Origin of the sequence: Pseudomonas sp. G11 (assembly GCF_029457515.1) — a bacterium.
Taxonomy (GTDB): Bacteria; Pseudomonadota; Gammaproteobacteria; order Pseudomonadales; family Pseudomonadaceae; genus Aquipseudomonas; species Aquipseudomonas gorinensis.
The window spans coordinates 6,681,077-6,691,839 of the sequence record NZ_CP120377.1 but is presented as its reverse complement, the minus strand read 5'-3'; the positions used below and the strand labels follow the sequence as shown (position 1 = coordinate 6,691,839).

The following is a 10,763-nucleotide window of genomic DNA, read 5'->3' as shown; positions in this document are numbered from 1 at the left end:
TTCTACACAACCGATGGCCGTCAACTGAACGAGAAAGGCGAATGTGCTGACCAGCGGATCAGAAAAGTCGCTCCCTGCCTCATTAATGACCCCGATGCCGGTGCCGAAGTTCGGCACACGTGATGTCGCGACGCTATTAGTGCATGGAAGATTCCTGTTGGGTCAAGGCCGTTTGCACGCATTCGAGCAGGTGCTCCGTGCTCCACGGCTTGGGCAAAAACCTCACGCTGGCGCCCAATTGCGAAGCCATGGCCCGGTTGCCTGAGGTCAATACCACCGGGACGGATGGCCAACGGTGCGCCACCACGCGGCTCAAGTCATAGCCGTTCAACAGGCCAGGCATCTGGATATCGCTGACAATCAGGTCCACCCGGTCATCGGCCCGCTCCAGGAAAATCATGCCTTCATCCGCCGAAGGAAACGAGGTCACGAGCGCCCCGAATTCCTCCAGTACATCCACCATCAACGATCGAATGATCTCGTCGTCTTCCAATACCAAAATCGATGGCTGAGCCATGATCCTTACTCCACCATCAGGGTTCAGTAGGGTGGAGTGGACGCTGGTCGAATAGGTTCGATTGGAAGTTTTATATGCGATGGATGGTCAATCGAAGCCCGGCAGGCCAGGTTCGCTCGTTTGCCTGGCGCAGAGTGCCTGCGCCAGGATACCCTGCGCGAAAATCAGGGACAGGCCCGATATCCGAGCCATTTGAACAAGGTCGTCAACCGTGAATGCCCCCGCCCCGCCCTTACTGGACAACACCCTCGGCAACCGCATGATCAAGGTCGACCACGCGGGTGAGCACGGTGCGATCTGCATCTATAGTGGTCAACGGTTCATGGCGCGGTTGTTCAACCCGGCCCTGGTGGCCGAACTCACGCAGTTTCTCGACGACGAACGCCGCCACCGGGCGGTATTCAAGGCTGAACTACAGCGCCGCGGCTATCCGCGTTGCCGCAGCTATTGGCTGTGCGGGCTTGGTGGCCTGGTGCTGGGGCTGATCACCGGCCTGTGCGGCCGCAAAGCCATCATGACCACCACCGTCGCGGTCGAAAGCGTCGTGCTCAAGCACCTGGCTCATCAGTTGCACACCCTACGTGACATCGACCCGCAGGCGGTCAGTGCCATTGCGTCCATCGTGGCTGAAGAGCAGCACCACCATGACCAATCGGCGGCGCAGATTGACGTGAGTGACCCATGGTTCAGGCTGTTGACGCCCGTGGTCACCGCCTGGACCGAAGCGGTGATCTGGATGGGCATGCGTTCCTGACAAGCAGGCATAATGACCGGTACCGTCCGATGTGGAGTCACTCATGAAGTACGCCTTCCTTTCCCTCGCCCTGGTCCTCAGTACGGGCTCGGCGTATGCCGCCGGTGATGCCGAGGCGGGCGGCAAGCTGTTCGCCAAGACCTGCGGCGGTTGCCACAGCATCGGCGAAGGGGCCCGCGGTGGGTTTGGCCCCGAACTCAACGGCATCATCGGCCGCCCCGCCGGCACCACCACCGACTACCAGTATTCAGACGCGATGAAGAACTCCGGCGTGGTCTGGACCCGAGACAAGCTTGCGGCCTATATCGAGGCGCCGAAGAAGGTGGTGAGCGGCACGCGCATGATTTTCTGGGGCATCAGTGACCCGGAAAAGATCGACAATATCCTGGCCTACCTCGAGACATTCCAACCCCAGTGATCATTCCCGCACATTCCTGAACAGCATCAACCGCGCACTCTCATGCAGCCCCCGGGTCAGCGCCTGCAGGCGTTGAAAGGCCTCGGGGTGCTGGTTGGCGACGTCGTCGCGGGGCGTCGCTGATGCCAGGTCATGCAGGGTGGGGGAACTGCCGTCGTGCTGCATCTGCAACAGGAAGTCCTGGGTTACGCCACCGATGATCGGGAATGTGCCTTCGCGCAACACCAACGGCACCATGCGCTCGCCCTCCGGTGCGGGTTGCTGGATATCCCTGCCCAGTGTGCCGTTGCGAAAAGGAATGCCCGCCATGCCGGCCACCGTGGGCAGCAGATCCGCCAGGCCGACGGCCTCTTCGATGACCCGTGGTGACAGGCCGGGCGCGTGGATCAGCAGCGGCACGTTATTGCTTTCCAAGCCTAACTGCTCGAAAGCCGGCGCCATATGCGGGATCTGGCTGATGCGGGTGTTGTGGTCGCCGAAGAACACAAAAATGCTGTTGTCGTAATAGCCGCCCGCCTTGGCCATCTCCATCAGCCGCCCGATGTTGTAGTCCAGCAGGCGCACGGCGTTGTACTGCTCGACACTGCGCGAGCCGGCGGCCTGGACTTGCTCCAGCGACAGGTGTTTGACCTCGAAGCCGTCGTTGAGCTTGGGGATCGTAAAGGGCCGATGGTTACCCGAGGTTTGCAGGTAGGCGAAGAACGGTTGGCCCTTGGGCACGGCACGTAACAGCGCGTCACCTTCCTTGAACAGGTCCAGGTCGGATATGCCCCATACGTCGACCCGGGGCGAGCGCCAGTGGCTTTCTTCAAACAGCTGCACGCCGTCGATGCTCTGGCGGATCAGTGCATTGATGTTCGCCCAGCCGGCATTGCCACCGATCATGTAGAACTTCTGGTAACCCTCGAACGCATTGATCAGCGTGTGTTGCCGGGTGATCAGCGGGTTACGCGTGGCCGTCTCCTGGCGGGTGACATCCGGCACACCGGTGATGCTGGCCCACACGGTTTTGGCAGTGCCGGTGACGGGGACGTAGAAGTGTTTGAAAAACCAGCTTTGTGTGGCCAGCTGGTCCAGGTTCGGCGTGGGGTTGAGCGGGTTGCCGTAGGCGCCCACGGCGCTGGTGCCGAGGGATTCGAGCATCACGAAGATAACGTTGGGCGGTTGCTCGCCGCCCAGCCGATAGGGTTGCACGCCTTGTTCGCGGATGAAGCTCAGGGACTGGGCATCGGGCTGGGCCACGCCCAGATACTGGGCGACTTGCGGGTAATACTCGCGGACCTGGGCTTCATCGAACTGCGATTGGCCGACCTTGAGTGTGTCGTACAAAAACAGCACCGGGTTCAGGCCCACGGCGGCCAGTTGGCTGTTGCCGGAAAAGAATGCATCGCTCCAGCGCAGGGGGACCGGGTTTTCCAGGTTGAGATGGGCGACACGCCCGAGCAGGGCGAGCAGCACCGCGACGACACCCATCACACTCACCACCGCCAGTGCCGGCTTGCCGATGGCGGTGGGCGCTCGATCCAGGGTCAACCGCTCCAGGCGGACCAACGCCCAGACCCAAAGCGCCACCGCCGCGAGCCAGCAGGCGGTTATCCATAGCACCGGGTAGGTTTCCCACACCATCTGCTGGGAAATTTGCGCGTCTTGCAGGTAACGCAGCACCGTCGCATTGATACGCACGCCAAGGTAGGCGTAGTGGCCGAAATCGATGATGTAGACCAGCCCCACCACCGCCAGTGCGACGGCCAGATAACCGCGCGCCAGCCAGCGCAGGGCCGGCAGGGTGGTGAGGTTCCAGCGCGGCAACCACGCCAGCACGGCCAGCGGCAGCAGGATCAATACCGCCAGGCGCAGGTCGAAACGCAGGCCGATACCCAGGGTTTCCAACAGCGCCGGGGTGTTCAAATCCAGGCCGGAAAAACCCAGCACAAACACCAGCCGCAATGCCGCCAGCAACACAAACATCAACCCGATCGCGCCCACGCCATAGCGCAGGCGGCGTGATTGCAACGCACTCATCTATTTTCCCACTGTTTAAAACAACACAAGTCCAATGTGGGAGCGGCTTGCTCCCGATGGGGGGCGTTCAGTGCCGGATGTACTGACTGACACGCCGCCATCGGCAGCAAGCGCCCTCCCACAGTTTTAGTTGCATGAGTCCAGCGACCACGCAGTAGCCCGCCAAGAGCGGGTCGACCAGATAATCCCAATAGTTTTCCGACGCCTTGAGCCGTAACGCAAAAGCCAACGTGCCCATCGCCAACATCCACACCGCCAGCGTATTACGCAGCCACAGCATCAACAGGGCGGTGGCCGCCACCAGTACGATCATCGGCCGCGGATTGAAGCCCCAACGGTACGGGTCGACATAGGTCAGGCCCAACGTGGCCGGATACAGCACCAGGCTCAGCAGGCCAAACAGCAGCAACATCTGCATCTGATGGGGGCGCCTGAGCGGCTGCACTACCCCCAATCGACACAGCCCCACCCACGCCAGCAACACCAACGTGCTGATCGCCAGGTCATCGGTAAAACTGCGTACATACGCTGCCAGTGGCAGCTCGTTGACTGGGATAAAACTCACCGCCACCAGCACCGGCAGCAACCACGGTCGCCAAGGTGCGGTGACGCGCAGGGCGCACAGCGCCACAAACCCCAGCAGCACAAAACTCAAGTGGGCTTGCCACAGAGAAACCATCAGAGACGCTCCTCCAGCCAGGCTTCGTTGAAGCTGACATGTTTGATGAAGGTGTTATTCCATGAGTACACCAGGTGGTACATGCCGTCCGGGCTGCGGCTGAAATAGGGGTACTCGTACTCGAAATCGCAGCCACGGGGTTTGCATACGCGGTAATCCAGGCTGCTGAGAAAGCGCTCTTCCAAGGGCAGGCGCTTGGCGCCGCTGGAGGCGCGGAAGCCTTCGCCAATGATCGCTTTGTAAGCTTCGGGAGAGAACGGTTGGCCGAGCGGGTCCGGGGACTGGTCCAACTGTGCCACCGTGCGCCATTGGCTGAGCTGGGCGTCGGTGCCGTAGAGGCTGAGCTTGAAGCGGCCGTCTTGCAGGTCATTGAGGGCCACCAGCAAACCATCGTCCACCGTGCCGACTGCCGCCAGCGACGAGTTGGGGTTGGCCGGCTCCAGCGGATAGGGCTCGCTCCAGGTCTGCCCGGCATCTTCGGTGCGGCTGGCCAGGACGCGGTGATGGGTGTCGCCGGCGTAGCGCAGCATTGCGATGGCGCGCTTGCCGTCCAGCGGCACGATGGTCGGTTGCAGGGAGTTCTTGCCGCGGCTGATGCGGAATTTATCGATCACTGCGCCATCGGCGCTCAAGTACAGGTACTCGGCAAACTTGCCCATGAACTCGTGGTACACCGGCAGGCCGATGGAGCCGTCAGCGTGGAACACCGGCGCGGCGCGCACCAGGGTGCTGATGTTAAAGAACGGCGAGGTCACCAGTTGCCTCGGTGCCGACCAGTTCGCACCGAGGTCGTCCGACACCATCACGTTGATCGCACTGGTGGCCCAGCCGCCGACCGACACCGACACATAAAACATCCACAGGCGTTTGTCCGGCGCCATGGCGATCACCGGGTTGCCCAGTTTGCGGATATAACGCTGGGTGCCGTCGCGGGTGCTTTCCCGGGTCGCCAGCACCTGCTCGGCGCCCCATTCCCCGGTGCGTGCATCGAAGCGTGCGGTGCGCACCTGCACATCGGCGGCGCCTTCGCGCGAGCCGGCGAACCACACGGCCATCAGGTCGCCGCCAGGCAGGGCAGTGACGGAAGAGGAATGCACAAAGTCGGTGAACTGGGAGGACACGAACCGGCTGCTGTACTGCGCGGGCGCCGCAACTTTGGCGGTGTTCGGGCTGGCCTCGGCAAACGGTGCCAATACATGGGGCGGATGGCTCTGCCAGGCGGCGAAAAACACCGCGAGCAGGCTGCAAATCAATAGAGCGGAGCGCATAGAGCACCTGTCGGGAAAAGGATTACTGCGCACGCTCATCCGGCAGGCGCTTCCTGCGACCGGTGAGCATGGATAACGGCAGGTTGTCCCGTACCTGGATGCTTTCGAATACCGCCGCCAGCACATGCACGCTCACCAAGCCCAGCAGTAGATTGGCTGCGGTCTCGTGGATCTGCTGCGGCCAGTCGGCGCCCCACAAGGCGTCGACTTCCTGCATCAGGAAACCGCTGATGCCGATGGTCAGCAGGGCCAGCAACATCAGCAGCATCACCAGCGCACCCAGCGGCGAATGGCCCAGGCGGTGGTGCGGCCGGCCATTGAGCAGCGAGCGTACATGGGCATTGAGCCGCTTTGGCGTCGGCCAGAAATCCGCCCAACGCGCACTGCGCGGCCCGATGAATCCCCACACTGTTCGAACCAGCAGCCAGGCCATGGCGTAGTAGCCCAGCCAGGCATGCCAGTCGTCGCCTGCTTCGTTAAAGAAGTAATTGGCAACGAAGACCCCGGCGATGGACAGATGAAACAGCCTCACCAGCGGGTCCCACAGGCGCAGGGATTCGCCTGGCATCAGCCCTTGATCTCAGTCTTCACGGCTTTGCCGGTGACCGGGTCGTGGTAGATCTCGACCTTGCGCTTGTCTTTGTCGAAGCCATAGATCTCATAGCAGTTGCCGTCGGTAACCTTGAACTTGCTGATCTCGTAGCCTTCGGCCTTGAGCTTGTCCTGGAAGACCTTTTCGTCTTGCCATTGCGAACGCTCGGCGGTGGTGCACTGCGGGCCGGCGAGGGCCAGGGGGCTGGCGATGACCAGGGACAGCAGGAGAATTTTGCGCATGGAAAAGCTCTCAGCAGTTGTGGGAGATTTCACAGTGCAAAACCAACCTTAGTGCAAGCTTAGTTGGCAACGAGTCGTAACATCTTTCCCGAAATAGCCCCGCTCAGAACCCGGCATGATGCCGCCGTTTCCTACAGAGAATTTGTTATGCGCCTGCTGCTTGTCGAAGATGACCGTGCCCTCGGCCAAGGGATTCGGGTGGCCTTGGGCGCTGAGGGCTACACCCTCGACTGGCTGCAGGATGGCGTCGCGGCCTTGCATGCCCTGCGCACGGAAAGCTTCGATCTGTTGCTGCTCGACCTCGGCCTGCCGCGCCTCGATGGCCTGGATCTGTTGCAGCAACTGCGCGCCGAGCAGCACGACCTGCCGGTGCTGATCCTCACTGCCCGCGACGGCACCGCCGAGCGCATCGCCGGTTTGGACGCCGGTGCCGATGATTACCTGGTCAAGCCGTTCGACGTGGAGGAGCTCAAGGCCCGTGTGCGCGCCTTGTTGCGCCGCAGCCAGGGCCGTGCGCAACCGATGCTGGAACACGCTGGCATCAGCCTCGACCCGGCCACCCAGCAAGTGCGCTATCAGGATGAGGACATCATCGTCACCCCCATGGAATACCAACTGCTGCACCAACTGATGGTGCGCCCCGGCAAAGTCGTGACCCGCGAGCGGCTGTCGCGCGCGTTGTATGGCTGGCAGGACCGTGTCGAGAGCAACACCCTGGAAGTATTGATCCATAACCTGCGCAAGAAGTTATCCACCGAGCTGATTCGCACCGTGCGCGGCGTGGGTTATGTGCTGGTGCTCAAACCATGACTTCCGTTCGCGCGCGCATCCTCGTTCCCGTCCTGGTACTGATCCTGCTTGGCGACGCCCTGATCAGCTGGTTGGTGCTGCGCGACAGTCACCACGAAATCGAAGAAGTCTACGACGCGCAACTCGCCCAGAGCGCACGCCTGTTGCAAGGCGTCCTGCGCCAACGCGAGCCCGGCGAAGCGGACTGGAACCGCTTGTATGAGGCGTTTGACCAGGCCATGAGCCGCGTGGGTGAGGAGGGCGTTGCCCATCCCTATGAAACCCGCCTGACCTTCCAGGTGTGGCGCACCGATGGTGAGTTGCTGGTGCGTTCCACCGAGGCGCCCGTGCTGGCGGCCCCACCGGCTACCCTCGGTGCCCATGACATTGTGGACAACGGCAACGACTGGTGCGCGTTCCTCCTCGCCGACCCGCAACAGGGCCTGCTGATCTGGGTGGGCGAGCGCGACGACATTCGCCAGGACCTGATCCAGCGCATCGTGCGCCACACCCTCTGGCCGACCCTGATCGGCGTGCCGCTGCTGGCGCTGTTGATCTGGCTGGTGATCGGCTGGGGCCTCAAGCCCTTGCGGGCCATGGCCCGCAAGATTCGCGGGCGCAACACCGACACCTTGCAGCCGCTGCACCTCAAGCCCTTGCCCAGCGACTTGGAGCCCATGCAAACCGCGCTCAATCGGTTGTTGGTCCAAGTTGACGAGCTGCTCGAACGCGAACGCCGTTTTATCGCTGACGCAGCCCATGAGCTGCGCACACCGCTGGCGATCCTGCGGATCCATGCGCAAAACGCCCAAATCGCCGGCACTGAAGAACAACGGCGTGAGGCGTTGGATTTTCTGGTCAATGGGGTCGATCGTGCGACGCGCATTGGCAGTCAGTTACTGACGATGGCGCGCATCGAACCGCAACTGAACAACCCTACGCGCAGCCGTGTGCACTTGACCGAGTTGGTGCGCGAAGAGCTCGCCGAGTTGACCCCGCTGGCCATGGAAAAAGACGTGGAATTGGTGCTGGAAGGGAACGAGGAGTGCTGGGTCGAGACCGACCCCGTGGCGCTGGCCATTGCGTTGCAGAACCTGGTGACCAACGCCCTCAACTTCTCCCCGCTGGGGGGCGAGGTGAAAGTGGTGATTGGCGTCCATTGCTTGAGCGTGGAAGACCAGGGCCCGGGGATTGATGAGGCGCAAATCGGGCGCTTGTTCGAGCGCTTTTACAGCCAGGGCAACGCCAATGGCGCAGGGCTGGGACTGGCGATTGTGCAGATGATCGTCGGCAAGATCGGCTGTCGGTTGGCGCTGCATAATCGTGAGCGAGGCGGGTTGTGCGCGCGGTTGGTGTTTGACGAGAGCTGACGCGAAATGTGTGAACGCAATGTCAGTCGCGACGAAGATCAAATGTGGGAGCTGTCGAGCCCCGGCGAGGCCGCGATGGGATCACCTCGGTAAGCCTGTCAGGCCGCAGCCCTGCATCGCGGACTTTCCACTGCGGAACATTCTGTTTAATCACCGGTCCAGTTATCATCGTCTTTCACCCTGATAAGGACATCCTCCCGTGAAGCGAATCGCGCTGCTCTCCCTCGCCCTGGCCCTGTGCGCCTGCCAATCGAACCAACGTGACTCATCGCCCAGCCTGCTCAAGGACGGTATCCAGTTCCGTCAGAAAACCGTGGCCGTCGACGCGGACCACGCCAAAGTCATCATGAAGGCCAGCGGCGGCACCAACCCCGTCGAATTCGCCATCCGCCGCGAAGGCGACCCCGACCAACGCCCGGAAACGCTTGGCACCGTGATGGACACCGGCGAAGGCAAGGTCTTCAACTGGATCGCCAAGCTCAACCAGACTGTCGCCAGCGCCGGGTTCAAGCGTTTTCCACAGTTGGAGATCCAGGCGGATCCTGGCAAGAAACTTACCGTGTCCAGCTCGGCGCGCAGCCAGGGCACTGGGGCTTACTACAGCTGCGGGCCGGTGATGAGCACGTTCAGCCCGGAGAAGGCCAAGGTGTATCTGGTGGAGTTCCAGTTCAAGTTTGACCGTTCTGGGTGTGCGCAGCAGGTGTTTGATATTACGGATCCGGCGAATCGGGTGTTGATTGGGGGGGAGGGGAGTGAGGCGAAAGAGGGGTAAGCGGAGTTGATTGAACGGTGGGCGTTGCCCGCCGTTTGCGTGGTGAAGTCTGGGCGAATACCACACCGTTGAAGGTGTGGGTGTAGCCGTCGCTAAATGGTGTCATTTGCTCGGGCGTCAGCTGAGGATTGACCTTTTGCAGTAGGCCATCTTCGTCGACCCACAAGCCGCTGTAGTAGCTGTTTTCATCCGTTCTCACGTACTCCTGCTTGTCACTTTCGTGTAGCGCAACCATCCAGAACACCGGCTCCGGACGATCCAGGCGGGCGTTGGCTTCGCTGAAAACCTGATCCCATGGGTGACCGACTTTGGATAGGAGAAAGCGGAATAGCGGGGTGTAATCAAAACCGTGTCGTTGATGGCTGTGCATCGAACTGCGGTTTGATCGTTTGTTTTTTTCTCTTTTGGTGTGCCGCTCATACCGGTAGGCAAGGCAACTTCCGTGGCGCACGCCATGGGTTCGGGTGTTGACTGAGCGGTAGAGGAGGGGCTTTTGCAGTGTAGGTCTCATTGCATCAAGGTTCCTTCTTGGGTTGTGTTGGTGGTGGTGGCCAGGCGCCTTGGTAGCGGAAGGAAATTTGGTAGTCGAGGCGGTCGGGTTCAATGATGTGCTGGAAGTACGGCTGAATGATCGTTATCCAGCTCGGCAGCACATTGAATACGTCGGCATATATCGCGGTTTCTTCGCCTAAACCCAATGCTTCAAAAACACTGTCTGGATCTGCGATATCCGCTGAATACTCATCTGCCTTCAAGTCATTGCTGTGCTTTTCGTACCATCGCAATCTGATTTTCATCACCATTTCCGAGTTCCTCTTTATCTGTAAATTCGACGTTTCGGGTCCGCCGGTCCTCGACGCTCGGCCGTATAAGGATCAAATGCGCCGAGGTGTTCCAAATCACTGTTTCGATAGACCTCCAGCTCTCCTTTCTTGGAATCCCATTCAAATAGCTTTCTCCTTTTTGCATCTATCCAACGCTCACGTAAGCCAGCCCCGCTTTTTCTTGGTGTTACCGGTTTTTGGGGAATCCGCCCAACAGGCTGAAATGGCCGTAGTCCTTGATCAGCTCAAGCGGGACGTAGCCGGTGGGGTTTGCATAGCGAATGACGCCGTCGGGCAGCTTGCAGGGTTTGGTGAAAACGCAACCGGCTGGCTTGGCGGGTGCCGAGGTTGGCGCTGGGGGAGGGGCGAATATGTCGATTGCCGGAAAATAGGGTGCTGGCGTCGGCTGTCGGCTCAGGATGCGCCGCTTGAGTTGTTCTTCTTCGGTGATGGGATACGCGCGTTCTGACATGACGGGCTCACTTCCTTGTGCGAGGGAGTGAGCCTATTAACGAT

At 60.9% G+C, this 10,763-nt stretch carries 15 protein-coding genes; 5 read left to right on the top strand and 10 right to left on the bottom strand.

Annotated elements, in window-relative coordinates; genetic code table 11:
* Positions 1 to 136 precede the first annotated feature (136 nt).
* The gene (locus tag P2T68_RS30860; protein WP_024077325.1) at positions 137 to 517 is read right to left on the bottom strand and encodes a response regulator; all 381 of its coding nucleotides are present in this window, start codon (positions 515 to 517) and stop codon (positions 137 to 139) included.
* 211 nt (positions 518 to 728) lie between these two features.
* On the opposite strand from P2T68_RS30860, the gene P2T68_RS30855 reads away from it, so the two are divergent.
* Both P2T68_RS30855 and P2T68_RS30850 read left to right on the top strand, forming a co-directional pair.
* Positions 729 to 1,271 carry a demethoxyubiquinone hydroxylase family protein gene (locus P2T68_RS30855; protein WP_256581228.1) on the top strand — a complete coding sequence of 181 codons (543 nt, stop codon included), beginning with the start codon at positions 729 to 731 and terminating at the stop codon, positions 1,269 to 1,271.
* Between the two features lie 43 nt (positions 1,272 to 1,314).
* Positions 1,315 to 1,689, top strand: a complete 375-nt coding sequence (locus P2T68_RS30850; RefSeq protein WP_024077322.1) for a cytochrome c family protein — start codon at positions 1,315 to 1,317, stop codon at positions 1,687 to 1,689.
* On the opposite strand, the gene P2T68_RS30845 is transcribed toward P2T68_RS30850, so the two are convergent.
* The 5 genes from P2T68_RS30845 to P2T68_RS30825 form a co-directional block, all read right to left on the bottom strand.
* Positions 1,690 to 3,711, bottom strand: coding sequence for an alkaline phosphatase family protein (locus tag P2T68_RS30845; protein ID WP_277378709.1), 2,022 nt, complete (start codon positions 3,709 to 3,711; stop codon positions 1,690 to 1,692).
* Positions 3,712 to 3,778: 67 nt separating this feature from the next.
* A complete protein-coding gene (locus P2T68_RS30840) occupies positions 3,779 to 4,390 on the bottom strand; it encodes a hypothetical protein (protein WP_277378707.1) in 612 nt (203 codons plus the stop codon).
* Positions 4,390 to 5,658, bottom strand: a complete 1,269-nt coding sequence (locus P2T68_RS30835; RefSeq protein ID WP_277378706.1) for a sialidase family protein — start codon at positions 5,656 to 5,658, stop codon at positions 4,390 to 4,392. Before P2T68_RS30835 ends, P2T68_RS30840 begins: the two co-directional genes overlap by 1 nt.
* Positions 5,659 to 5,680: 22 nt before the next feature.
* Positions 5,681 to 6,226 (bottom strand): cytochrome b/b6 domain-containing protein, encoded by a 546-nt coding sequence (locus P2T68_RS30830; protein WP_168232508.1) that lies wholly within the window; start codon positions 6,224 to 6,226, stop codon positions 5,681 to 5,683.
* Positions 6,226 to 6,492, bottom strand: a complete 267-nt coding sequence (locus tag P2T68_RS30825; protein ID WP_041161018.1) for a PepSY domain-containing protein — start codon at positions 6,490 to 6,492, stop codon at positions 6,226 to 6,228. Before P2T68_RS30825 ends, P2T68_RS30830 begins: the two co-directional genes overlap by 1 nt.
* 147 nt (positions 6,493 to 6,639) lie before the next feature.
* Here P2T68_RS30825 and P2T68_RS30820 point away from each other — a divergent pair, with 147 nt between their 5' ends.
* The 3 genes from P2T68_RS30820 to P2T68_RS30810 all read left to right on the top strand — a co-directional run bounded on the left by P2T68_RS30820 (position 6,640) and on the right by P2T68_RS30810 (position 9,423).
* Positions 6,640 to 7,302, top strand: coding sequence for a response regulator (locus P2T68_RS30820; RefSeq protein ID WP_024077316.1), 663 nt, complete (start codon positions 6,640 to 6,642; stop codon positions 7,300 to 7,302).
* Entirely contained in the window at positions 7,299 to 8,651 is a 1,353-nt protein-coding gene (locus tag P2T68_RS30815; protein ID WP_277378704.1) for a sensor histidine kinase, read from the top strand. The genes P2T68_RS30820 and P2T68_RS30815 overlap by 4 nt, the downstream gene beginning before the upstream one ends.
* Before the next feature lie 199 nt (positions 8,652 to 8,850).
* The gene (locus tag P2T68_RS30810; protein ID WP_024077314.1) at positions 8,851 to 9,423 is read left to right on the top strand and encodes a hypothetical protein; all 573 of its coding nucleotides are present in this window, start codon (positions 8,851 to 8,853) and stop codon (positions 9,421 to 9,423) included.
* Here P2T68_RS30810 and P2T68_RS30805 read toward each other — a convergent pair.
* The 4 genes from P2T68_RS30805 to P2T68_RS30790 are packed head-to-tail and all read right to left on the bottom strand — an operon-like array spanning position 9,362 to position 10,719.
* Positions 9,362 to 9,934, bottom strand: a complete 573-nt coding sequence (locus P2T68_RS30805) for a hypothetical protein (RefSeq protein WP_346772492.1) — start codon at positions 9,932 to 9,934, stop codon at positions 9,362 to 9,364. The two genes, P2T68_RS30810 and P2T68_RS30805, sit on opposite strands and share 62 nt — an antisense overlap.
* A gap of 4 nt (positions 9,935 to 9,938) precedes the next feature.
* Positions 9,939 to 10,226, bottom strand: coding sequence for a colicin E3-like toxin immunity protein (locus P2T68_RS30800; protein ID WP_069076974.1), 288 nt, complete (start codon positions 10,224 to 10,226; stop codon positions 9,939 to 9,941).
* Positions 10,227 to 10,240: 14 nt separating this feature from the next.
* Positions 10,241 to 10,396, bottom strand: a complete 156-nt coding sequence (locus P2T68_RS30795) for a colicin E3/pyocin S6 family cytotoxin (RefSeq protein WP_237141799.1) — start codon at positions 10,394 to 10,396, stop codon at positions 10,241 to 10,243.
* Between the two features lie 38 nt (positions 10,397 to 10,434).
* A complete protein-coding gene (locus P2T68_RS30790; protein WP_069076973.1) occupies positions 10,435 to 10,719 on the bottom strand; it encodes a hypothetical protein in 285 nt (94 codons plus the stop codon).
* Positions 10,720 to 10,763: the final 44 nt, after the last annotated feature.